This is a genomic window from Panacagrimonas sp., from assembly GCF_965216805.1.
In the GTDB taxonomy this organism is placed as follows: Bacteria; Pseudomonadota; Gammaproteobacteria; order Nevskiales; family Nevskiaceae; genus Panacagrimonas.
In genome coordinates this window covers 1,300,271-1,323,606 of sequence record NZ_CBDCGN010000003.1, presented here as the reverse complement: position 1 = coordinate 1,323,606, position 23,336 = coordinate 1,300,271, and the positions used below count along the sequence as shown (strand labels likewise).

Annotated in this window: 25 protein-coding genes; 12 read left to right on the top strand and 13 right to left on the bottom strand. The window is 65.8% G+C overall.

What is annotated here, in order from left to right; translation table 11 throughout:
• Positions 1-74: 74 nt before the first annotated feature.
• From ACOOHP_RS19060 to ACOOHP_RS19050, 3 genes are all read left to right on the top strand, one after another.
• Positions 75-518, top strand: coding sequence for a DsrE family protein (locus ACOOHP_RS19060; protein WP_420468058.1), 444 nt, complete (start codon positions 75-77; stop codon positions 516-518).
• 102 nt (positions 519-620) lie between these two features.
• On the top strand, positions 621-1,076 hold the full coding sequence (locus tag ACOOHP_RS19055) for a beta-lactamase hydrolase domain-containing protein (protein WP_420468057.1): 456 nt from the start codon (positions 621-623) through the stop codon (positions 1,074-1,076).
• Positions 1,077-1,079: 3 nt separating this feature from the next.
• On the top strand, positions 1,080-1,451 hold the full coding sequence (locus ACOOHP_RS19050; RefSeq protein WP_420468056.1) for a YidH family protein: 372 nt from the start codon (positions 1,080-1,082) through the stop codon (positions 1,449-1,451).
• 72 nt (positions 1,452-1,523) lie between these two features.
• On the opposite strand, the gene ACOOHP_RS19045 is transcribed toward ACOOHP_RS19050, so the two are convergent.
• From ACOOHP_RS19045 to ACOOHP_RS19030, 4 genes are all read right to left on the bottom strand, one after another.
• The gene (locus ACOOHP_RS19045) at positions 1,524-1,886 is read right to left on the bottom strand and encodes a hypothetical protein (RefSeq protein ID WP_420468055.1); all 363 of its coding nucleotides are present in this window, start codon (positions 1,884-1,886) and stop codon (positions 1,524-1,526) included.
• Between the two features lie 67 nt (positions 1,887-1,953).
• Positions 1,954-3,069 (bottom strand): molybdenum ABC transporter ATP-binding protein, encoded by a 1,116-nt coding sequence (modC, locus tag ACOOHP_RS19040; RefSeq protein WP_420468747.1) that lies wholly within the window; start codon positions 3,067-3,069, stop codon positions 1,954-1,956.
• Positions 3,039-3,716, bottom strand: a complete 678-nt coding sequence (gene modB, locus ACOOHP_RS19035) for a molybdate ABC transporter permease subunit (RefSeq protein WP_420468054.1) — start codon at positions 3,714-3,716, stop codon at positions 3,039-3,041. The genes modC and modB overlap by 31 nt, the downstream gene beginning before the upstream one ends.
• Positions 3,717-3,721: 5 nt before the next feature.
• Positions 3,722-4,699: an MBL fold metallo-hydrolase gene (locus ACOOHP_RS19030; protein ID WP_420468053.1), complete on the bottom strand. Its 978-nt coding sequence runs from the start codon at positions 4,697-4,699 to the stop codon at positions 3,722-3,724.
• A 197-nt stretch (positions 4,700-4,896) separates the two neighbouring features.
• On the opposite strand from ACOOHP_RS19030, the gene ACOOHP_RS19025 reads away from it, so the two are divergent.
• Positions 4,897-6,222, top strand: coding sequence for an OmpP1/FadL family transporter (locus ACOOHP_RS19025; RefSeq protein WP_420468052.1), 1,326 nt, complete (start codon positions 4,897-4,899; stop codon positions 6,220-6,222).
• Positions 6,223-6,243: 21 nt separating this feature from the next.
• Here ACOOHP_RS19025 and modA read toward each other — a convergent pair whose 3' ends face one another.
• The 9 genes from modA to ACOOHP_RS18980 form a co-directional block, all read right to left on the bottom strand.
• The gene (gene modA, locus ACOOHP_RS19020) at positions 6,244-7,047 is read right to left on the bottom strand and encodes a molybdate ABC transporter substrate-binding protein (RefSeq protein WP_420468051.1); all 804 of its coding nucleotides are present in this window, start codon (positions 7,045-7,047) and stop codon (positions 6,244-6,246) included.
• Positions 7,044-7,883 (bottom strand): sterol desaturase family protein, encoded by an 840-nt coding sequence (locus tag ACOOHP_RS19015; protein WP_420468050.1) that lies wholly within the window; start codon positions 7,881-7,883, stop codon positions 7,044-7,046. The genes modA and ACOOHP_RS19015 overlap by 4 nt, the downstream gene beginning before the upstream one ends.
• 376 nt (positions 7,884-8,259) lie before the next feature.
• Entirely contained in the window at positions 8,260-8,877 is a 618-nt protein-coding gene (locus tag ACOOHP_RS19010) for a class I SAM-dependent methyltransferase (protein ID WP_420468049.1), read from the bottom strand.
• A gap of 27 nt (positions 8,878-8,904) precedes the next feature.
• Entirely contained in the window at positions 8,905-9,924 is a 1,020-nt protein-coding gene (arsS, locus tag ACOOHP_RS19005) for an arsenosugar biosynthesis radical SAM (seleno)protein ArsS (protein ID WP_420468048.1), read from the bottom strand.
• A complete protein-coding gene (locus tag ACOOHP_RS19000; RefSeq protein ID WP_420468047.1) occupies positions 9,924-11,003 on the bottom strand; it encodes a methyltransferase domain-containing protein in 1,080 nt (359 codons plus the stop codon). The genes arsS and ACOOHP_RS19000 overlap by 1 nt, the downstream gene beginning before the upstream one ends.
• 84 nt (positions 11,004-11,087) lie before the next feature.
• On the bottom strand, positions 11,088-12,548 hold the full coding sequence (locus ACOOHP_RS18995; RefSeq protein WP_420468046.1) for a serine hydrolase domain-containing protein: 1,461 nt from the start codon (positions 12,546-12,548) through the stop codon (positions 11,088-11,090).
• Positions 12,549-12,663: 115 nt separating this feature from the next.
• Positions 12,664-13,227 (bottom strand): redoxin family protein, encoded by a 564-nt coding sequence (locus tag ACOOHP_RS18990; protein ID WP_420468045.1) that lies wholly within the window; start codon positions 13,225-13,227, stop codon positions 12,664-12,666.
• Positions 13,228-13,308: 81 nt separating this feature from the next.
• Complete coding sequence (locus ACOOHP_RS18985) at positions 13,309-13,962, bottom strand: DUF3047 domain-containing protein (RefSeq protein ID WP_420468044.1); 654 nt, start codon at positions 13,960-13,962, stop codon at positions 13,309-13,311.
• Between the two features lie 164 nt (positions 13,963-14,126).
• Positions 14,127-14,462 (bottom strand): arsenosugar biosynthesis-associated peroxidase-like protein, encoded by a 336-nt coding sequence (locus ACOOHP_RS18980; RefSeq protein ID WP_420468043.1) that lies wholly within the window; start codon positions 14,460-14,462, stop codon positions 14,127-14,129.
• Positions 14,463-14,588: 126 nt separating this feature from the next.
• On the opposite strand from ACOOHP_RS18980, the gene ACOOHP_RS18975 reads away from it, so the two are divergent.
• The 8 genes from ACOOHP_RS18975 (at position 14,589) to ACOOHP_RS18940 (ending at position 23,206) form a co-directional block, all read left to right on the top strand.
• Positions 14,589-14,891, top strand: coding sequence for an AbrB/MazE/SpoVT family DNA-binding domain-containing protein (locus ACOOHP_RS18975; protein ID WP_420468042.1), 303 nt, complete (start codon positions 14,589-14,591; stop codon positions 14,889-14,891).
• A complete protein-coding gene (locus ACOOHP_RS18970; RefSeq protein WP_420468041.1) occupies positions 14,888-15,295 on the top strand; it encodes a PIN domain-containing protein in 408 nt (135 codons plus the stop codon). Before ACOOHP_RS18975 ends, ACOOHP_RS18970 begins: the two co-directional genes overlap by 4 nt.
• A gap of 41 nt (positions 15,296-15,336) precedes the next feature.
• A complete protein-coding gene (rimO, locus tag ACOOHP_RS18965) occupies positions 15,337-16,728 on the top strand; it encodes a 30S ribosomal protein S12 methylthiotransferase RimO (RefSeq protein ID WP_420468040.1) in 1,392 nt (463 codons plus the stop codon).
• Entirely contained in the window at positions 16,725-17,138 is a 414-nt protein-coding gene (locus tag ACOOHP_RS18960) for a nuclear transport factor 2 family protein (RefSeq protein ID WP_420468039.1), read from the top strand. The genes rimO and ACOOHP_RS18960 overlap by 4 nt, the downstream gene beginning before the upstream one ends.
• Before the next feature lie 47 nt (positions 17,139-17,185).
• Positions 17,186-17,725 (top strand): YaeQ family protein, encoded by a 540-nt coding sequence (locus tag ACOOHP_RS18955; RefSeq protein ID WP_420468038.1) that lies wholly within the window; start codon positions 17,186-17,188, stop codon positions 17,723-17,725.
• Positions 17,726-17,904: 179 nt separating this feature from the next.
• Positions 17,905-20,670: a TonB-dependent receptor gene (locus tag ACOOHP_RS18950; RefSeq protein WP_420468037.1), complete on the top strand. Its 2,766-nt coding sequence runs from the start codon at positions 17,905-17,907 to the stop codon at positions 20,668-20,670.
• A 104-nt stretch (positions 20,671-20,774) separates the two neighbouring features.
• On the top strand, positions 20,775-21,815 hold the full coding sequence (locus ACOOHP_RS18945) for a phytase (protein WP_420468036.1): 1,041 nt from the start codon (positions 20,775-20,777) through the stop codon (positions 21,813-21,815).
• A gap of 11 nt (positions 21,816-21,826) precedes the next feature.
• Positions 21,827-23,206, top strand: coding sequence for an alkaline phosphatase PhoX (locus ACOOHP_RS18940; protein ID WP_420468035.1), 1,380 nt, complete (start codon positions 21,827-21,829; stop codon positions 23,204-23,206).
• Positions 23,207-23,336 lie beyond the last annotated feature (130 nt).

The window sequence follows — 23,336 nt, the reverse complement described above, 5'->3', positions numbered from 1 at the left end:
CCTGCCCGCTCAACCCCGCCCCCAGGCGCCGACCAGCGACTGTCTGATCGGTATGCACAACATAGGAGATACCAATGCAGCACGCCCCTCGAACCCTGTTTCCTCTACTACTGTCGATCTGCGTGCTGCTGCCCTCCGCGGTCGCGGCCGGGTCAGCCGATCAGGGCGGCGCCAAGGTCGTCTACCACATCGACGATACTGCGCGCGCGATCCCGGCGATCCGCAATATCAACAATCATCTGAAGGCGGCGCCCGACACGAAGATCGTGGTGGTCGCTCTGGGCCATGGCATCGACTTCATGCTGGATGGCGCCAAGGATGATCGCGGCAATCCCTTCGAACCGATGATCGACGACCTGAGCTTTGCCGGCGTCAGTTTCCGCATCTGCGGCAACACGCTGGAAGGTCGCCAGATCGACGCCGATCAGGTGCATCCGGAGGTCGAGCCCGTGCAGTCCGGCGTTGCGGAAATCGCGCGTCTGCAACAGACCGAGCATTACGCCTACATCAAACCCTGAGTGCGCGGTGTCCGGCTGGCGGGCCTCGGCTGGCGCTTCGACCGATCGCTACGTTCATGTCACCCTTCGCATACTCCTCCACCCATCAACTCGGAGTTCGCAATGACCCAACTGACATCTATTCAACTGCCCTCGGGCGGCAATCCCCAACCGAATCTGCTGACCGCCGGCCAACCCAGCCCGGCCGATCTCGAAGCGCTGGCTGCCGCCGGCCTGAAGCACATCGTCAACCTGCGTCCGGCCAGCGAAGACGCCGGATTCGACGAGGCCGCGCTGGCCGCCAAACTCGGCTTGAGCTACCGCGTGATTCCGGTGGCCGGCCCGGGTGATCTCAATCTGCAGCGCACTCAGGCACTGGATGCTGCGCTCGCAGAAGTCGGCGACGAACCCGTGCTGGTCCACTGCGCCAGCAGCAACCGCGTCGGGGCCTTGCTGGCGCTGCGGGCAAGCTGGTTGCAGAACCAGACGGCTGATCAGGCGCTGGAACTCGGCCGCGCCGGTGGCCTCACCAAGATGGAGCCCGCGGTCGCGCAACTGCTGCAGAACAAGCCCGCCTGAGCCATGTCCTATCTGCAGGACCCCCGCGTCCTGTTCGCGGCGGAACGCACCCTGATGGCCTGGAGCCGCACCAGCGTGGCGCTGATCGGCTTCGGCTTTCTGATCGAACGCTTCCGGCTGTTCGAGCAACTAGTCAATCACGAGGCGGGAAACGGCGGACTGGAAACCGCGTCTTTTCTGGTGGGTCTGGCCTTCATCGGTCTGGGCGCGATCATTTCGGCAACCTCGGCCTACCAGTACGTGCGCGTGCTGAAGGATCTGAATCCCGCGGAAATCCCGCGCGGCTACTGGATCCACCAGGGCACCCTGCTGAACGTGGTGCTATCGTTGGCCGCGATCACGCTACTGATCCTGCTGGCGGCATCGGGTCTGTGATGTCGGTATCGCCGACCTATCGGCTGCTCGGTGTACCGCGCATCGTGATCGCGGCCGCTGCCGGCTGCGCGTCTATCGGGCGTCCTGCTGCGTTCGCGGCTCCAGCTCGTGCAGCAAGGCGGTGAGATTCATCCAGAACAGTTCGTCGCTGCTGTAACCCTCGAAGCGCCCCAGCTCGCGGCCACCCTCGACCAGCACGAAAGTCGGCGCTACCTTGGATTCGCCGATAAATGCGTAAGGTTCAGGAGCGGGCGCGCCATACGGAATGCGCCGCAACGGGGCCACTGCAGCTTCGTCGGTCTTCGGGTAGATGCGCCCCACCTGGCGATCAAACAGGATGCACGGACCGCAGGCCGGATCCTCCACCACGAGCAGCTCGGCCGCTTCCAAGGCCACGCTGACGACCGCGAGCAACCCCGCGATTGCGCCGCGCAAACCCGTTTCGAAGTAAATTGTCCTGACCATTCTGCATACCATACCCGGTATACGTAAATTTATCCTTTCAGGCCAGCACGGCGGCGGATTTGACCTGCGCCCAGACCGCCATTCCGCTGTGCAGATCCAGCTTGCGCGCCGACCGCGTGGTGATGCAGGCGAGCAAGGGCGTGCCGCCGGCGTCCAGTCTCACCAGTACCTGCGCCGGGTGCGTGGCGCCGCCGATCTCCACCACTTGCGCAGCCAGAAGGTTGAGGATGCTGCTGTCCGTCGGCTGATCGCGCACCAGGCTCACGTCACGGGCCTGGATACGGCAGCGCAGGCGCTGGCCCAAACGCTCGTTGCGCAACGGCACAAACAGCTCGCCACCGGCAAACCTCAGATGCGCGAGATGGTCGTCGGAATCCAGCGCCACAACCTCCGCTTCGAACACTACGGCGGGACCTTCGGCATAGCGGTCGGCCAGATCGATGCGCGACATCGTCTGCTGCACCGGCCCCTGCGCCACCACGCGTCCGTCGTCCAGCAGCACGACGAAATCCGCCAGCCGCGCCACCTCTTCGACAGCGTGGCTGACATAGATCACCGGGATCGACAGGCTGGCGTGCAGGCTTTCCAGATAGGGCAGGAACTCGGCCTTGCGCGCACCATCCAACGCCGACAAGGGTTCGTCCAGCAGCAGCATCTTCGGCTGGGTCAGCAAGGCACGCGCAATGGCCACACGCTGACGCTCGCCACCGGACAGTTGCGCCGGCATGCGCTCCAGCAGGCCACCGATGCCGAGCAGGGCCACCAGTTCATGGTCTTGCACCGCGCCATGGCCGCGGCGCTGACCAGATCGCCTCCACCCGTATTGCAGATTGGCAAGCACGTTCAGATGCGCAAACAGGCTCGCATCCTGGGGCACATAGCCCACCGCACGCCGCGCAGCCGTGACGAAGCGTCCGCTGGACTCGTCCTGCCAGCACTCGCCGTTGACCTGCAGGAATCCGCCGTGGATACGCTCCAGCCCGGCCATGGCACGCAAGCACGTCGTCTTGCCAGAGCCGGAAGGTCCGAACAGGGCGCTGATGCCGCGACCCGGAAGCTCGAGTTCCACGTCCAGCGAAAAGCCCGGCCGCTGCCAATTCCACCGGGCATGAACCCCCGCGTTCACCGCAGCCCCCGGGCGCGAGGGTTGAATGTGTACAGCGCCAGCAACGCCACGAACGACAGCACCAGCAGCAACGCGGCCAGGGTATGTGCCTGCGAATAGTCCAGGGCTTCGACGTGATCGTAGATCTGCACCGACACCACGCGGGTCTGGCCGGGGATGCTGCCGCCGATCATCAACACCACGCCGAATTCGCCCACGGTATGCACGAACCCCAGCGTCGCAGCCGTGAAGAAGCCGGCACGGGCCTGCGGCAAGGCGATGGAAAAGAAGCGATCGACGGGTCCGGCACCCAGCGTCGCCGCGACTTCCAGCGAGCCGGCGTCCACCGCCTCGAACGCGCCCTGCAGCGGCTGCACCACGAACGGCAGGGAGTACAGCATCGAGGCGACCACCAGACCGGTGAACGTGAATGGCAGCAGCCCCAGACCCAGGGCCTGGGTCAGCTCTCCCAGCGGGCCGTTTGGGCCGAATCCCACCAGCAGATAGAAGCCCAGCACGGTCGGCGGCAACACCAGCGGCAGCGCTACCACCGCCGCCAACGGCCGCTTCCACATCGAGCGCGTGCGCGCCAGCCACCACGCCAGCGGTGTCCCCAGCAGCAGCAGCAGCACCGTCACGGTGGCCGCCAGCTTTAGGGTCAGCCACAGTGCCAGCCAGTCGGCTTCAGACGGCATGAGCTTCAGTCCGTCTTGGACGCGGGCCAGGGAGCGGAAAGCGGGTAGCAATCCAGATCATCGGCGAAGCGTAACGGGCCGGCGTAGTGTTCTGCGATCTGGCGGCGCGTCTCCGGTTCGCGACCGAGGCTGCGACGCATCCGATGCGACAGCAGCAGGCGCCTAACCTGAGCCGCGCCGGCCAGCTTGCCGATCACCGACGGCGGCATGTGCAGCGCCCGCGCGGCACCGACGGCATCTTCCGGCACTGCGTTGTGCGCCACCAGCAGATCCGCGTGTCTTGCCAGGGTCGCCAGCACGACATCGTTGCCGTGGGTGTCGCCGCTGAACACCACCGTCCTGTCCCCGATCTCCACCCGCCAGCCGACGGCAGGCACGATGCCATGACCCAGACCGGCCGCGCGCACGATCAGGTTGCCGGCCTCGAACACCGTCTTCACCTCGCCTTCCGGCACCGTCACGTCCCGCGGTCGCAAGGCATAGGCGCCCGCGGGCACCGCGCCGTCCGCGGGCAGATAGTCCTGCAAATAGGCATAGGCACCACGCGGACCGAACAGCCGCGCCATCCACTCGCGGGTGGCCGGAAAATCTCCGGCGCCGGAGGGCCCGAGCACCGGCAGGTCTCGCCGACGCCGGGTGAAGTAGGACGCCTTGACCAACGCCGGCAGGTCAGCGCTGTGATCGACGTGCAGATGGGTGAGCAGAATGAGTTCCAGGTCCTCGACCCGGCCTTGGGCCTGCGCAAAGCGCTGCGCGCTGCCACCGCCGATGTCCACCAGCACGCGGCCGAGACCACCATCACGGATCAGGTAGCTGCTGGCCGCGCGATCCGCCAGCAATTCGGGACCGCCGGAACCGAGCACCTGCAGCTCGATACCTTCGCCGGTGCAGTTAGAAGGCCCCGCCTGAGCCGCTGGCGGAATCGACAGACAGAGCGCGGACGCGCCGCACAGAACGACGGCTGCAAATCTGGCGACAGTCATGGCCGTGCTCTCCATTGAGCCAGTGATCGGATCAGCGCTCGCGGACATCCGCTGACCGTCTTCCGAATACCGTCGATCAGCGAATGTTCGCGTCCATACACATTACCCCGTACCGTATGTTCTCGAATACTCCGACGCCGCCCGCACCTGATCGGGGCATCGCTTTCGCACAACAACCAGAAACAAGAGGAGCGCTCATGAAACATCTGCTCGCGTCGGCAGTTGCTGGCGGCACCCTGCTGGTCTGCGGCCCAACATGGGCCACCAACGGGTACTTCGCCCATGGCTACGGCACGCAAAGCAAGGCGATGGCCGGTGCCGGCGTTGCGCTGTCGCTGGACAGCCTGACACCCGCCACCAACCCGGCTGGCGTCGCCGGCTTGGGCGGGCGCATCGACGCTGGCGCGTCGCTGTTCAGCCCCTTGCGCGGACACGACGTTTCCGGCACGGCGAGCGGCGCCTGCGCCAGCGCCCAGCAGTGCACGTTCGGCGTCGGGCCGCAGGACATCGACAGTCGCAACGAGTTGTTCGTGATACCACACTTCGGCTGGTTGCGCGTGGTGTCGCCACAGGCCGTGGTCGGCATCTCGGTGTATGGCAATGGCGGTCTCAACACCGAATACCGCCGCGGCAGTGCCACCTTCGGCGTCCCGCAGGGCGAAGTGCCACCGGGTCAGGCGGTCACCGCGCCCGGCGTGTTCGGCGCCAACGATACCGGTGTCGACCTGACCCAGGTCTTTGCCATGTTCACCTACGCACGCAAGGTCAACGATGACCTGTCCTGGGGGGTCTCTCCAATCCTGGCAGCGCAGCGCTTCCGCGCCAAGGGACTGGGCAACTTCGCGCCGTTTTCCGCGGACCCACAGAACCTCAGCAATCGCGGCTACGAAGATTCCTTCGGTGGCGGCGTACGGCTGGGCGTTCAGGGCGCACTGACGTCGACGGTGCGTATCGGGGCCTCCTGGCAAAGTCGCGTCTACATGTCGGAATTCGATCATTACGCCGGCCTGTTCGCCGAGCAGGGCGATTTCGACGTGCCGTCCACCTTCACCATCGGCGCCGCCGCCAATCTGAGCCCGACGCTGACTGCAGCGCTGGACGTGCAGCACATTGCCTTCAGCGAAGTCGATTCGGTGGGCAACCCGCTGCTGCCGAATCTGGCCCAGGCGCGTCTGGGCGACGACGGCGGGGCCGGTTTCGGATGGGACGACGTGACGGTGATCAAGCTCGGCTTTGCGGTGCAGGGTGCGGGCCAGCGCACCTGGCGCTTCGGCTACAGCTATGCCGATCAGCCGATTCAGGACACTGAACTTCTTTTCAGCCTCCTGGCGCCGGCGGTGGTCGAGCATCACTTCACCGCCGGCCTGACGCAGAAGCTGACGGGCAGCAACGCGTGGAGCGTGGCGCTGATGTACGCGCCGCGCAATTCCGTCGACGGGACCAATCCGCTGGACCCGGCCCAGCGCATCGAACTGGAGATGCAGCAGTTCGAGCTGGAACTGAGCTATAGCTGGGGGCGGTGAGGCGCGCTGTCGCCGCCGCAGTCACCGCTCGGCGTCTTCTTGCCGGCCCTGAATCTCGAACCCATATGCGGCAAGGATGGCCCGGGCGGCCGGGCCTTCGAGATGTCGCAAGAAGCGCTGCGCGACCGGTTTAGATGCGGCGCGGCGCAGCAGCACATGCCCTTGTTCGAGCGGCTGGTGCAGGGTTTGTGGAATCAACGCATGGGAACCGATGTCTTCGAGCGCGGGATCCAGCACCAGCGACAGCGCCACGATACCCACCTGTGCGTTGCCGCTGCGAACAAACTGCGCGGTCTGGGAGACGTTTTCGCCGTACACCAGCCGGTCTTGAATGGCCTCCCATACCCCGCTGGCGCGTATGGCTTCCGCGGCACGCTGGCCGTAGGGCGCGTGCCGCGGGTTGGCAATCGCGATGCGGGCGTAGCGTTCTGCGCCAAGGTCCGCCAGCGTCAACGTCGAGACATTCTCTCGCGCACTCCACAGCACCAGGCGACCAGTTGCATACGGATGCACGCCACCGACGGTCAGGCCCTGATCGACCAAGGCCTGTGCATAGGACAGATCGGCCGAAAAGAACAGATCGAAGGGGGCACCCTGCCGGATCTGCGTGCTGAGCTTTCCCGACGAACCGAATACAAGGTGAACCCGAGCGCCCGGCTCCTGCGCCTCGAAGTCCCGCACCACCTGCTTGAGCGCGAACTGCAAGTCCGATGCGGCGGCGATGGACAGGGTCGCGTCGGTAGCGCTGATCGCTGGCGGCATTGCAGCGCAGAGCAGCACCAGCAGAACTCGGAGCAATCGGTTGCGCATCGCGGTCAGGGTCAACGCTCGGCCGGCAGATCGGGCCGCGATGACAGGGGCGTCGCCGGCAGCCACAGACTCCATCCGAGCCGCTCCGGACCAGACTGCTGGTACTGCGGCAGGCCGATGGTCATGCCCTGGTGGCCGTCGCGTGGCTGCGCCACATAGGTGCCGAACAGGCGATCCCACGCCGACAGATTGAAGCCGAAGTTGCGGTTGTGCTCACCGGCATGCACCGAGTGATGCACACGGTGCATGTCCGGCGTCACAACGAGCATTCTGAGCACGCGGTCCAGCTTCACCGGCAGACGCAGATTGGCGTGATTGAACATGGCGCAGGCGTTGAGCAGCACCTCGAACACAACTACCGCCAGCATCGGCGCACCGAGCACGACGACGGCCGCCACCTTGATCAGCATGGACAGCGCGATCTCGACCGGGTGAAAGCGCAGCGCAGTGGTGACGTCGAAGTCGCGATCGGCGTGATGCACGCGATGCAGTCGCCACAGGGTCGGCACGCGGTGAAACGACCAGTGCTGGGCCCAGATCAGCGCATCGAGTACCAGCACGCACAGCAGCGCGGCCAGCCACCCGGGAATGCTCCAGACATTGAACAGACCGACGCCCGCCTGCTGTGCCCAGGCCGCAGCGCCCACCGCCAGCAGCAGCGGACTGATGGCGCCGAGCACCCGGACGGTGATGCCGCCCAGGACCAGGATGGAAAGATTGGTTGGCCAGCGTCGGCGTGCCAGCAGCAGGCTTCGGCGGGGCCACGCGGCTTCGGCGCCGAGCAGGGTCAGCAGCACCGCGGCGAATACGCCCAGGCGCAGCACCGGCTCGGATACCCCCCAGACTTCCACGCATCTCTCCTAGCCAACGTCGCAAACAAGATGGCGTCGGGCGGCCGCAGGTTCAAGTCCCGCTGCTTCAGCGATCATACGGCGTGATGGACACCGCCACCGTGCGCAGAAAGCCCGCTTCGCTGCCGTGGCGGAATGCTGGGTCCGCCGCGACGGACCGAGGTCCACGTCGATGTGCAGGCGCCCCCATGCGTCGCTGACCACAGTCCTAACTTCTTCGAGGTGCGCGATTTGACCCGCGGTTTGTGATCGCTGCGCTTCGAATCTCGTTCAGTTCGAGGTAGAGAATGCGAGCGCCGCTACATCGTGACAACTGATCTGTCTCGATGGCGGCTATACCCGACCGCTATGGAAGCACGCGCCGTAGGCGATAACCTCAAGCCGCGACGGCGACGCCGCGGGTGACCCACAGCATCGGCTTCGGGCCTTTCAGGTAGCTCGCCTCGATTTCAGTGGTCTTGAAGCCGCCGTCGCCCAACATGGTCGGCACGTCGCGATTCAGATGGCAGCCACCGGCGATCGGCTTCCACCACGGCGTCAGTCGATCCTGCCAGCGCTGGATCGGCACGTCCGGCGAACGGCCGTGTTCGCAGAACAGCAGCTCGCCGCCGGGTTTGAGCACACGGCGCATCTCGCGCAGCGCCTTGATCGGGTCCGGGATGGTGCACAGGGTGAAGGTGCACACGATGGTGTCGTAAGTGGCATCCGGCGCCGGAATCTCCTCGGCCGACAGGGTGACCAATTCCACGGTCAGGCGCGCCGCCCGCGCGCGCTGCTGCGCCTTTGGATTCATCTGCTCAGCCGGATCAAGCCCCTGCAGGGATTCCAGTCTGGCGCCATCGTAGAACGGCAGGTTGCGTCCCGTACCGATACCGATTTCGAGCACGCGGCCCTTGGCGCGCGGGATCAGCGCCGCGCGCTGGTCCTGCACCACTTTCATACCGCAGCAGACGTCGATCAGCGCCGGCATGACGTAACGGTCGTAGAGATTCATGAGTGCTCCTGAGGTCGTCGCCGCATTCTATGCCGTCGCTCCCCCGCAGGAACTCCCCGCTCCCGCGGTACACCCCAGACAGTGATCGCCGAAGCGGATCGGCCGCTTCAGCACGCGCTCGACGTCGAAGTCGAAGATGTTCAATCCCTCGCCATCAATGCCGCGGGCCTGCAGGTCCAGCATCTGGTTGAAGTCGCAATCGAAGATACGGCCATCGTGGCTGACGCTGATGATGTCTCGGCACATCACGTTCTGCGCGGCGGCCGGATTGAACGCGCCCAGCAGCTTGTCCATATAGCTGCGGTACTGCCCCGACTTCTGCAGGTGCAGGGCAAAGCGATGGATGGGCATGTTGGTGATGGTGAACAGGCCGTTGAAGCGCAGGCCGAACTTGTCCAGCAGTTCGCGCTTGAAGTCGGCTTCCAGGCTGGCCTGCGCCGCCGGCAGGTAGGGCCCCACCGGGTTGTAAACCAGGTTGAGCATCAAGCCGCTGCCGTCGAGGCCATAGCCGACGTCGTTGAGACGCCGGATCGCATCCACGCTCTTGTCGAACACGCCCTTGCCGCGCTGGGTGTCGGTCATGAAAGCCTGGTAGTACGGCAGCGATGACACCACCTCCACCCGCTGCGCGGCGAAGAATTCCGGAAGGTAAGCCTTGCTGGCACCGGTGACCGGATGGCCGTCGAACTGCACCGTGAGGTTGTGACGCACCATCACATGGCGATCCAGCGCCCGCGCGCGCTGTACCAGTTCGTCGAAGCGCGGATGCAGTTCCGGCGCGCCGCCGGTGAGATCCAGTACCTGGATTTGCGAATGCGCCGCAAGAATCTTCAGGCACTGCTCGACCCCGGCATCCGACAAGGCCTCGGTGCGCGCGGGGGAGGCATCGACGTGGCAATGTCGGCAGGCCTGGTTGCAGGTCTTGGTCAGATTGATCTGCAGGGTGCGCACTTCGCGTACCGGAAGTTGCACACCGGCGCGGTCGAGCTGGGCCTGGAAGTCGAAGCGCGTGGGCGGCGGCGCAGTAACCCCGTCCGGCGCGTTCATCAGCAACACCCGGCCTTGGCGCCGGCCTCGCTGGTCTGCGCCATGGCGCCCGGACTGCAATCGAACAGGCCGAAGTGCCGCGACTGGTCTCCGGTCACGCGGAAGTGCGACCCATAGCGCGTGCGACCGAGCATATCGGCGGTGTTGCCGCAGACCAGCATCGGCCGCCCGGTCTCCAGGCGATGATGATCGTCGAGCACGAACGCATGCGGATGGTTGGGCTCGGTGCCCAGGTACGTCGCCACCTGGCCGAAGTCCTCGCAGCGATCCTCCAGCGCCAGCTTGAACGCGCGCACGGTCATGGAGAAAAAGCGGATATGGCCGGCCTTGCGCTCGATCTCGGGGTTGTGCAGTTCCAGCGGCGTCGACGACACCACGCGCGCATCCAGGCAGCCCACCCTGGCGATCGCGCGGCGGAAGTCCTCGATGTACAGCGCCCCGCCCAGACACTCGCCCAGCAGCACCGGGTCGGTGGCCAGTTCGCGCGGCACGCGGCGGTCGGCGAACACGTCGGAGAAATACAGCTCGCCGCCGGGCTTGAGCACGCGGAAGATCTCGGCGAAGCACCGTCCCTTGTCCGGAGACAGATTGAGCACGCAGTTGGAGATGACCACATCGACCGAGGCGTCGGCGATGCCGGCGGCGCCAAGGTCCTCGATGAAACCCGTGCGGAAATCCACGTTGGCGTGACCCAGGCGCCCGGCATGCCAGCCCAGGTGACGACGGGCGACGGCGAGCTGCTCATCGGTCATGTCCACGCCGATCACGCGCCCTTGCGCGCCGACCAGCTTGGACAGCACGTAGCAGTCGCGCCCCGATCCGCTGCCCAGGTCGAGCACGGTGGCGCCGTCCAGCGCGGGCGGAATCGGCGAGCCGCAACCGTAGAAACGCTCCAGCACTTCCGGATGGACGTCCTTGAGCGCATCGCGCACGTGGACGGGGAGCGTCTCGGCCAGGCAGCAGGCGGAGGTCTTCAGGTCGGCCGAGGACTTGAGCACCTGACCGTAGTAGTCCTGGATGCTGGCATGAGTGTCAAAGCTGCCTTTGTGGGACGCGTCGATGGGGCTGTTCATGACCATGGGGAGCGAGGTGAGTTCGAAGAAAAGGGCCGCGACCTTGGAGCGTCGACGGCAAGAAAAATCCGCAGAAGGGCAGCGATGCTTTCATGATGCGCCCGGCTGCGCTTGCACGGCGTGCGGCGGCGGTTTGCGCCAGTTGCCGGACGCGCCCTGCAGGATCACCGAGCCATCGGGCTGGGTGATAAACACGTGGGTGGCCCGTGGCGAGGCCGGGCGGCGGAACTGCACGGCATCCACCGCCAGCAGCGTGCGCGCCTTCTCGCCTTGAGCGCGGGTTTCAAGCTGGCCCTCGCGCACCCGCACCTGCAAGCGCCGCTGCGCCCAATCGGCGCCGGGAAATCGCACGCTGGCGGCCAGATAGTCGCCTGCAAGGCGGGCCAACTGTTGCGACGACAGGCTGACCGCGGGCAGCGGCGTCACCTTGTCCAGCGCCTGCACCAGCCAGTCGTCGAGCAGCGCCTGCAGGGTGTCCATGACCTCGCCCTTGAACGCGGTGATGACGACGAAATACGCGCGCTGAGCTTCCACGCTGTAACCGAAGCGCGACAGGTAACCATCAGCGTCGCCACCGTGTCCGAACACGGTGTGGCCGCGATGCAGGCTGCGCCGCAGACCCAGGCCGTAGCCGGATTCGAACCCGGCGCGCGCCGCCAGGGTGGTGTGCGGCTGCTCCATGCGCGCGAGTTGCCCGGGGTTCAGAAACGCCTCGCCGTCCACGCGCCCTCGATTGAGGAACATGCGCAGTGCAGGCGCCATATCTGCCGGCACCAGATTCAGCGCACCGGCCGCCCGATAAACGATATGCCAGTACGGCAGCGGCGTGCGCGCGTCTGCGTCATAGCCTTGCGCCAGGTGCGCGAGGGTGTCGGCGTCGGCCACCAGACTGGCGCTGCGCATGCCCAGCGGACCGAACACTTCGTCTTGCGCGAACGTTTCGAACGGGCGCCCGCTGGCCTGCTGCAGAACCCAGGCCGCCAGGCCCGCGCCGGAATTGGAGTACTCGTGATGCACACCCGGTGGCCACAGGCTGGTGCGCGATGCCGGATTCAAGGCCAGCGCGGCATCCAGGTCCAGCGGGCGCGGATCGCTGCTGTCGAACTCGGCGCCGCTCATGTCCGGCCACCCGGCAGTGTGCTCCAGCAGGTGTGCCAGATTCAGCGAATGGGTCGCCTCCCAGCGGTTGTGCCAGTGGTTGTGGTGAGGCGCGCGCGGCATCCACTGGCGCAGCGGCCGGTCCAGTTGCACTACGCCGCGCGACTCGGCGCGCAACAGCGTCATCGCGGTAAACGTCTTGGTGATGGAGCCGACGCGAAAGCGGGTCTCGGCGTCCACCGGCTGTGCGCGGTTCCAGTCGCGCACACCACGGACCTCGTTCACGAGCACACGGTCCTGGTCGACCAGCACCAGCGCGGTCGCGGCAATGCCGTGACACTGGCGCAGTTGTTCGATCTGCGCAGCGAGCGCCAGCCCGGGAGGCGCAGCCAAAGCCAATGGGCCGACACTGATCGCGACCGCGCCTGCCACCCCAGCCCACTTCGAAATCATGCTGCTCCTGTTCGATCAATCTGCCGACACCCCGCTTGTACACTGGCACCAGCCCTGCGCTTCGCGCTCACGCATACCTTTACGGTAACGGTCTACATCCGGACTCGTCCGTGCTTCACGGCGCAGCAGTTTCGGCCAGCAGCGCCGCGATCTGCGCTTCCATACCCTCGGCATTGCGATCACCGGCATGGGTTTCGCCTATGAACCGGCCGCGCACGCGCCCCTGCCGGTCCACCACATAGAACGCCGGCCAGTAGCGGTTGCCCAGCGCCTTCCAGTAGCTGTAGTCGTTGTCCACCATCACCGGATGGGTGATCTTGAACTCCCTGAGCTTGGCCTTGACGTTGGCCAGCACATACTCTTGCGGCAGCTCCGGCGTGTGCACGCCCAGGATGGTGAAGTCGCCGGGAGGGAATCTTTCTTCCAGTGTATGCAGCCAGGGGATGGAGCGATAACAGTTCCAGCAGTCGAAGGTCCAGACGTCGATCAGCACCACCTTGCCGCGCAGGTCGGTCCAGCTCAGCGGCGGCGAGTTAAGCCATGCCTCCGGCGCCGTATGGGTGAACGCGGGCGCCGCGGGCGCATCGCCCGCTGCAAGCCGGCCTTGCGGCCACAGCACGGCGATGCCGGCGATCAATACCAGCAGCGCGAGCGCGGCAGGTGCAAGCAATCGGGTCATGGCAGGCTCCGGATCATCGGTGTACCGATACTGGACCCGGCCTCCTCGCGGCACGTCCCCCGAGCGTCCGCCTTTGCGGCCTTATCGTTCGGACGTCGGCGAATGCATCTGCAGATCGGCAAACCGCGCCCAGACCTCATCGCCGGTGTTGTCGGTATCGCTCATCAGCGACACGCCAATGATCGTCGGCGCCGGCCGGTGACCGAACGCCGCCTCGTAATCGGCGGCGAGGTCACGCCGATGTTCGCGCCACTGCCCGGCCTGGGCATCACCCTGGTCGAGCACGATCATGCGCACGCGGTCGGTGTAGGCATTGGGCGCGATGGTGCCGACCGCCTCGCCGCTGGCCCACACGTAGCACAGCGCGGCGCGCGGCAGGCTGTCACCGAATAGCCGACGCCCCACGGCCAGCTTGGCACGGTCGGCAAAACTCAGGTGATCGTCGGGCGGGTCAAAGATCACATACAGGCGGGCGGCAAAATCGTCGCCTGCTTTGGCGTCGAGCCGGCCATTGCGCACGCTGCGCGAAACCTGCCAGCGCCAGCTCAGTACCGTCGCGCCGGGCCATTCCACCGCCCGTGTCAGGCCGCTGGCAGCCGCAGTGGAACGGGCTTCCAGCGCCGGGCCACGGTCGGTTTCGACCTGCAGCCAATGGGTCTGCCGCTCGACCTTGGGCAGCGACTGCGAAGTCCACGCCGAAAGATTCATCGGCACCGCAATCGGGTCTGCAGCCACGACCGGCCAGCACGCCAAAAGCACCAGAGCAGAACAGGAGCGCAGGAACATCGGAAGCCTGGATCGACGGGAACCGGGCCATCTTCGGTCGATACCGCGCTCAGCGGAACCTGCGGGCGTCCGCGGATCAGCGCCGTTCGTTCGGAATTTCCGGATCGCGAGGATTACAGAATCAGTTGATCCAGCTTGTTCTGCATCTGCACCGAGTGCACCAGGGTGATGCCGGCCTGCATCGCCGCGGCCACGTGCACCGCCTCCATCATCTGCTCGGGGCTGGCACCGGCCTCCAGGCAGCCGGTGGTGTAGGCGTCGATGCAGTAGGGGCATTTTTGCGCGTGGCTGATCGCCAGGGCGATCAGGGCCTTTTCGCGTTTGGTCAGCGCGCCATCGGCACCGGTGACCTGGGTGTAGTACTTGAAGAACTGGTCGGCCAGGGCCTTGCCGTGACGACCGATGTCGCCGAATTTATTGAGGTCGTCGGATTCGTAGTAGCTGCTCATGTTCAGGTCCTTGTGGGGGTGGACCCAGTCTGTTTGGCCACCGCTGTTCGGCGCAAGCAGGCTGCCCGCAGAAGTCACTTGCGGAAGTCAAATGTAATACCTACGATCACGTACAACTAATTCCAGATGTCTTACACCATGTTCGAGTCCGCCCCCCCAACCACCTCCAACGTCAGCCCCAAGGGCCAGGTCACCGTACCCGCCGCCATGCGCAAGGCGCTCGGCATCAAGCCGGGCGGCAAGGTACGTTTCGTGCGCAAGGGCAAGCAGGTGCTGATCGAGGCCTACGAGGAACCACCGATCAGCAGCCTGTTCGGCATCCTCAAGGCGCGCAAGGGCAAGGGCGCGCCGGATATCGACAAGGCCATCGATGAAGCCATGCATCAGCGGTTTGCCCACCTGGGTCGCCGCCGCACACCTGCCAAGTGAGCGGTGGGCCGGTTGCTGCCGATACCAATGTCCTGCTGCGCGCGCTGGTCGATGACGACAGCGCTCCGGAACAATGCGCGCAGGCGCGCGCCTTGCTGGAAGGCGCATCCAAGGTTCGCATCAGCGCGGTGGTGTTCCACGAGCTGATGTGGACGCTGTCGCGACGCTTCGGCTTCGCCCGCGCGGAACTGGTGGCGACCGGCGAGGCACTGCTCGCGCACCCCAACTACGACCTCGATCTGCCCGAGCTGATCGGCGAGGCGCTGACCATCTTGGGTTCCGCTGCCATCGATTTCGCAGATGCAGTCGCGGTGGCGGACGCGCGCCGCTGCGGGGGTCCCCTGCACACCTTCGACCGCAAGCTGGCCAGGCTCCCAGGCGCGAAACTGCTGGGCAAGCCCTGACCGGGCCGTACAATGCGCGCCCGCTGGTCCTGAATACACCGATGTCCGCTTCCGCCACCCCGCCTGTCCGTCGCCGCAAGACCCCGAAGGTCGGCTTCGTCTCCCTCGGCTGCCCCAAGGCCCTGGTCGATTCCGAACGCATCCTCACCCAGTTGCGCGCCGAGGGTTATCAGACCGTCGCGACCTACGACAAGGCCGACGTGGTGGTGGTCAACACCTGCGGCTTCATCGACTCGGCGGTGGAAGAGTCGCTGGACGCCATTGGCGAGGCGCTGGCGGAGAACGGCAAGGTCATCGTCACTGGCTGTCTCGGCGCAGGTCCCAAGAGCCATGTGGTGCGCGAGAAATTCCCGGACATCCTGTCGCTGAGCGGTCCGCAGAATTACCAGGCGGTGATGGACGCGGTGCACAAGGCGGTGCCGCCGAAGCACGAACCTTTCTTCGATCTGATACCCGTGCCGCGGCGCCGCGGCGGCGCGGCAGGGAATGACATCGGCGTAAAGCTCACGCCCAAACACTACGCCTACGTGAAGATCTCCGAGGGCTGCAATCACAAATGCAGCTTCTGCATCATTCCGTCGATGCGCGGCAAGCTGGTGTCGCGGCGCATCGACGAGGTGTTGCGCGAGTCCGAGAAGCTGGTGAAGGCCGGCGTGAAGGAACTGCTGGTGATCTCGCAGGACACCAGCGCCTACGGCGTGGATCTCAGGTACGAAAAGGGCACCTGGCGCGAACGGGAATACCGCACCTCCATGCTCGACTTGTGTCGCGGCCTGGGCGAGCTGGGCGCCTGGGTGCGCCTGCACTACGTGTATCCGTACCCGCACGTGGACGACATCATCCCGCTGATGGCCGAGCGCAAGGTGGTCCCCTACCTGGACATCCCGTTTCAGCATGGCTCGCCCAGCGTGCTCAAGCGCATGAAGCGCCCCGCGTTTGCCGAGGACACGCTGGAGCGCATCGCCGCGTGGCGCCGGATTTGTCCGGACCTCACCCTGCGCAGCACCTTCATCGTCGGGTTTCCGGGCGAAACCGAGGCCGAGTTCCAGGAACTGCTGGATTGGCAGCAGGCGGCTCAGCTCGATCGCGTCGGCTGTTTCACCTACTCGCCGGTCGAGGGCGCGCGCGCCAACGCCCTGGCCGACCATGTGCCAGAAGACGTGCAGCAGGACCGCCTGAAGCGCTTCATGAAGGCGCAGGCGAAGATCAGCAAGAAAAAACTCAAGTCCAAGATCGGCAAGACCATCGACGTGATGGTCGACGACATTGGTGAAGACCACGTTGTCACCGGCCGCTCCTGGGCCGATGCGCCGGAGATCGACGGCAAGGTGTACCTGAGCTGCATCGATCCGCTCAAGCCCGGACAGATCGTGCGCGCCCATATCATCGGCGCCGACGAGCATGACCTCAACGCCGAAGTGGTGGACCCATGAATACGACCGCAACGCCTTCCGATGACCCCGTTGCGCTGTGGCACCGCGCGCTCAAGTCCAAGGACACCCGCTTGCTCGACGATCTGCTTGCGGACGAGGTGGTGTTTCTGTCGCCGGTGGTGCACACCCCGCAGGTCGGCAGAAAGATCACCAAGGCCTATCTGAGCGCGGCGTTCTTCGTGTTCGTCAACGATACGTTTCGCTACGTGCGCGAACTGCGCGGCGAGCGTGATGCGGTGCTGGAGTTCACCCTGGAGCTGGACGGCATCCAGATCAACGGCGTCGACATGATGCGCTGGAATGACGCCGGCAAGCTCACCGAGTTCAAGGTGATGCTGCGGCCGCTCAAGGCGGTGAACCTGATTCACCAGAAGATGGGCCAGGCGCTGCAGGCTGCAAAGCCCGCGTAGCAGTATCCCCTCGCGGCCGACCCGCGCCATCGATCATCGAGACCAGTATGGCGCTGACCGCGACCGTCCACGTTTTCACTGTCCAACTCGCCGACATGGACCGCGAGGTCTACGCCGATTTCGAGCTGCGCATGGCGCGTCAGCCCTCGGAGACCGCGGAGTTCATGCTGGTGCGCCTGCTCGCCTATTGCCTGGAATATGGCGAGGGCATTGCACTGACCGAGGGCGTCGCCGCAGTGGACGAGCCCGCGGTGCTGGTGCGCGATCTCACCGGCCGCATCACCGCCTGGATCGAGGTGGGCGCGCCGGATGCCGAGCGTCTGCATCGTGGCATGAAGCACGCAGGACGGGCGGCGCTGTACGTGCATCGCGATCCGGCACCGTTGTTGGCGATCTATGCCGGCAGCCGCATCCATCGTGCTGCCGAGATTCCGATTTACGACTTTGGCGTCGATTTCGTGCGTCAGGCTGCAGCCAAGCTGCAGCGCCGATCAAAGGTCGCGCTGTCGGTGACCGAGCGGCAGATCTATCTGGACATCGATGGCGACAACCTGGGCACGACCATCGTCGAGCATCGCGCCGGCTGAGGCCTGCATGCGGCGTCGCATCGCAACAATCGAGGTCGAAGCGGCCCGACCCGTGTCACCGAAATTTCACAAGCGACCGCTAGGGTCCTCCCGGATCAGACCGCGCCGATGGCGCGTGGTCATCGCCGCTTGGGGGAATAATGAATCGGCTAATTCGCTGCGGCTGCGCAGCCCTATTGATGTGGATGGTGCCACCGCTGTCTGCACAGGAATCCGTCTCCGGTCAGGAGTTGCGCGGTCGCGTGCTGGATCGCTCCGGCGACGTCGGCTTTGAGGGCGCACTGGTTCGCATCGACCCGCTGGGCCAGGAGACCGTGACCGCTCGCGATGGCCGTTATCGCTTCCTCAGCGTGCCGCCGGGCGAATACACCGTCCGCGTCGAATATCTGGGCGCGGCGCGGGAAACGGTCCCGTTGACGGTGGCGGCCGGCGTGCCGCCGCGGCTGGATATCCGCATCGGCGACGACGTGCTGCCGGTCGAGAACATCCTGGTGGTGGGCCAGGCCGCGGGACAGGCCGGCGCACTGAATCAGCAGCGCGCGGCAGACAGCTTGCGCAACATTGTGTCGGCCGATGCCATCGGCCAGTTTCCCGACCAGAACGTCGCCGAATCGCTGCAGCGCGTGCCGGGGCTGTCGATTGCACGCGATCAGGGCGAGGGTCGCTTCGTGATCATCCGCGGCATCGATCCGGCGCTGTCCAGCACCACCATCAACGGCCTGCGCGTGCCGGGTCCCGAGAGCGATTCGCGGCAGGTCAACCTGGACGTGATCTCGTCGGATCTGCTGGAAAGCCTGGAAGTGGTCAAAGCGCTGACGCCGGACATGGACGGCGATTCGGTAGGCGGCAATGTCGAACTCAAGAGCGCCACTGCGTTCGATCGCGGCAACAGCCTGAATCTGCGTGGCGAGGGCAGCTACAACGATCTGGCCGAAGAGTGGAGCCCCAAGCTCGCGGTGTCCGGCACCCGCCTGCTCAGCGTGGGCGAAGGCGTGGAGAATTTCGGCGTGGCCGCCGCCGTGAGCTGGTTCGAGCGCGACTTCGGCTCCGACAATGTCGAAACCGCCGGCTTCGAAGACCTGGAAGGCCCCGGCGGCGAATTCCGCGGACTGGAAGAAGCCGAGCAGCGCGACTACACCATCACCCGCGAACGCCTCAGCGCGGCGCTGAACTTCGACTACCGCCCCAGCGAGGCCACCGACTTGTATTGGCGCACGCTGTACAGCGATTTCAGCGACGACGAAGTGCAGCTCTCCAACGTCTACGCCTTCAATACTGACGAGATCACGGGATTGAGCAGCAGCAACGGCAACTTTGCGGACAGCGAGATCGAGAAGCTCAACGAGGCGCGCAAGGAAACCCAGCAGATACTCAGCACCGCCGTCGGTGCGGAGAACCGGCTCGGCGTCTACACCCTGGATTACGTGCTGGGCTATGCGTTCGCCGAGGAAGACAATCCCAATGGCCTGGGCGCGGCCTTCGTCGGTGAAGGGCTGGACGTTGGCTACGACTTGTCTGATCGCGAACAGCCGCGGCTGTTCAGCGACGACTCCGCGTTCGCCGATCCGTCCACTTACGCGCTGGATGAAATCGCGCTGGAAAGCAGCTTCACGCGGGAGCGCGAAACCTCGGCGGCATTCAATGTTCGTCGCGACATCAAGTTCGGCAGCGCGCCCGGCTACTGGAAATTCGGCGCCAAGGCACGCCTGCGCGACAAGGAAGGTAATCTCGACGCCGAGATCTACGACGGCTTCGGCGGCGACTTCAGCCTGGCCGATTTCCCCGGCCAGAACGTGGATTATCCGCTGGGCAACTGGGGGCCGATCCTGTCGCGCCAGACCCTGCGCAGCTTCTTCGATGCCAACCGCGCCAGCTTCGAACTCAATGGCGACGACAGCACCATCGACTCCCAGCTCGAGGACTACACGCTCGACGAGGACATCTACGCCGGCTACGCCATGGCGCGCGCCGACATCGGCCGCCTGCGCCTGGTCGGCGGCCTGCGCGTGGAGCGCACCGAGTACGACGCGCAGGGCACGCGCCTGACCATCGACGAGGAAACCGGCAGCGGCGATCCGGTGATCGAGTCGCTGAGCGCCGAGAAGCGTTACACCGACTGGCTGCCCAGCGCCAACCTGCGCTTCGAGCTGAACGAGCGCACCCTGCTACGCGCCGCGGTGTCGCGCAGCATCGCCCGACCCGGTTTCGAGCAGTCGTCGCCGCGCACCGCCATCGAGATCGAGGAAGACGAGGGCGAGTTCGAGCGCAACGCCGAGTTCGGCAATCCGGAGCTGGATCCGCTGACCTCGGACAACCTGGATCTGGCCATCGAGTTCTACCCCGGCGGCGTCGCGGTGATCTCGGCCGGTCTGTTCTACAAGCGCATCAAGGATTTCTTTGTGGTCTCCGACATCGCCGGACAGCCGGGCACCTTCGAGAACTTCGACGAGGCCATCACCACGCTCAACGGCGACAGCGCCGATCTGCTCGGCGCCGAGTTCAGCTATTCGCAGAAATTTTCCTTCCTGCCGGCACCGCTGGATGGCTTCCTGCTGCTGGCCAACCTCACCCTCACCGACAGCGAAGCCAGCCTGCCCCTGCGCAGCGACAAGGCGCCGCTGCCGCGCCAGTCCGACACCATCGGCAACCTCGCCCTGGGCTGGGAGAAGCGCGGGGTCAGCCTGCGCCTGGCCGCGACCTATCGCAGCGAATACTTGGACGAGATCGGCGCGCTGGACGACCCTGCCTTCGACCGCTACGCCGACGAGCACCTGCAGCTCGACTTCATCGGCAGCTATCGTTTCGGCAGCGCCTACCAGCTCTACTTCAACGCCGTGAACCTCAACGACGAACCCTTCTACGCCTACTTCCAGGATCGCGGCTTCGCCTCGCAGTACGAGGAATACGGCCCTACCTACGAGCTGGGCCTCAAGGCCAGCTTCTGATCGCCATGCCGAACATCCCTATGAAACCCGCTAACGCTCTTCGACGCTGCTGGATGCGGCTCAGCGTCCCGGCCGCCGCGCTCTTGCTCAGCGCCTGCCAGACCATGGGTGACTATCTCGACGACCTCAACGAGCCGCCGATCCCCGAGGTCGCCGGCCTGGTGACGGTGGCCGAGCGCTATTCCACCGAGCGCGATCTGCAGGACAACGTCGATTCCGCCGCCATCTGGCACGGCCCCGCCGGTCAGCACTGGCTGATCGCCACCGCCAAGGAAACCGATCGACTGCTGGTATACGACGCTGCCAGCGGAAAACCACAACAGAAGTTCGGCAGTTCCGGCGTCGGCCTGGGCCAGTTCGAGCGCCCCAACGGCGTGTTTGTCATCGACGATCTCGCCTTGGTGGTGGAGCGCGACAACCGTCGCGTACAGGTCCTGCGCCTGCCCGGCTTCGAACCGCTGATGCACTTCGGAAGCGTCGGCGAGCATGCGCTGCGCAAACCCTACGGCCTGTGGGTGCACAAGCTCGCCAGCGGCGATTACCGCGTGTTCGTCACCGACAATTACGAGACGCCGGACGAGCAGGTTCCCCCGCCCGCGAAGTTGGATCGCCGCGTGCAGCAGTTCCTGCTGCGCGATACCGCCGAAGGCTTTCGCGCCCAGCACGAACGCAGCTTCGGCGACACCCGGGGGCGCGGCGTGCTCCAAATCGTGGAATCGATCTGGGGCGACCCGGCCACCGGCCTGCTGATGCTCGCCGACGAAGAGGAATACGCCGAGCGCAACATCAAGGCGTATCGCCTCGACGGCAGCTTCAGCGGACAGCGCATGGGCGGCGGCGTTTTCCACTACCAGCCGGAGGGCATTGCGCTGTACGCCTGTGCCGACGGCAGCGGCTGGTGGTTCGCCGCCGACCAGGGCAAGCAGGCCAATTATTTTCACGTGTTCGAGCGCCGCAGCCTGGAGTATCACGGCAGCTTCCAGGGCAACACCACGCTCAACACCGACGGCGTGTGGATGACCCAGCAGCCCTTTCCCGGCTTTACCGGCGGCGCCTTCTTTGCGGTGCATGACGACGGCAATGTGGCCGCCTTCGACCTCAACGAAGTATTGGGCGCCATGCGCCTCAAGACCTGCGCGCCCTGAAGGCAGCCGGCATGGCGATATCGCGCCGGCAGTTCCTGGTCGCCAGCGGCGGTGCGGTCGCCGCCGCCTTCCTCGGATGGCAGCGCCTGCAGGCCGCCGGCCCCGCCAACAATCCGGCCCCGGGTTTCGGCCCGCTGCAGCCCGATCCCGGCGGCATCCTCGATCTGCCGCGGGGCTTCTCCTATCGCGTGATCGCCCGCGCAGGCGATGAAATGGCCGACGGCTTGCTGGTGCCCGGTATGGCCGACGGCATGGCAGCCTTTGCCGACCGTGACGGCCGCGTGCGCCTGGTCTGCAACCACGAATTGAACCCGGAACGGGTGCCGCTGCGCGGCGGCCCCTTTGGTCGCGATCACACCCGGCTGGCCGGGGTTGATCGCGCCCTGCTGTACGACGCCGGCGGTTCCGAGCCCTCCTGCGGCGGCACCACCACGCTGATCTACGACCCCGCCCGCGGCCAGGTCGAGCGCCAGTGGTTGAGCCTGGCCGGCACCGACACCAACTGCGCCGGCGGGCTCACGCCTTGGAATTCCTGGCTGAGCTGCGAAGAGTCGGTGTCGCGCCCCGGCCCGACTCATGCCCGCGAACATGGCTACGTGTTCGAAGTGCCGGCCGCCGCCGACCGGTTGGTGCCCGCGGTGCCGCTGAAGGCGCTCGGCCGCTTCAACCACGAGGCCGCCGCGGTGGACCCGCGCAGCGGTGTGGTGTACCTGAGCGAAGATCGCGCCGATGGCCTGCTGTACCGGCTGGTGCCGAACACGCCCGGTCGCCTGATCGCCGGCGGTCGTCTGCAGGCTCTGGCGCTGCAGGATTGGACCGCGGCAGATACGCGCAATTGGGTCAGCAACCCGCAGAAACTGGAAGCGCGCAAAGCCTTCACCGCACGCTGGGTCGACCTGGCCGACGTGGAATCGCCGGACGACAGCCTGCGCCTGCGCGGACATCGCGACGGCGCCGCGCGGTTCGCGCGCGGCGAAGGCCTGTGGTGGGGCGATGGTGCCTTGTACCTGGCCTGCACCTCGGGCGGCGCCCTCCAGGCCGGGCAGGTGTTTCGCTATACGCCCAGTCCTTTCGAAGGTGGCTCGCGCGAAACCGAAGCGCCGGGCCAACTCGAACTGTGGGTCGAATCGCGCGATCCCGACACCCTGGCCAACTGCGACAACCTCACCGTCGCGCCCTGGGGCGATCTGTTGCTGTGCGAGGACACCCAACGCCATTGCGGCGTCGTCGGCGTGACGCCCGACGGCGAGCTGTACGCCTTTGCCGACAACCCCTACAACGATTCCGAACTGGCCGGCGCCTGCTTCGCCCCTGACGGGCGCACGCTGTTTCTCAATCAGCAGACGGCGGGCCTGACCCTGGCGATTACCGGGCCGTTTCCGAGTGTTTGAGAATGGGTTGCACAGCCTCCTCTGGTCCCAACTGATCGCCGCGAATTTCTCAAGACTGCAGTTGCGGCAAGACGCGTCGAGGGCGCGCCCCATGACCTGACGCGTAATTGAGCGCTTGGCCGTGTCCGCC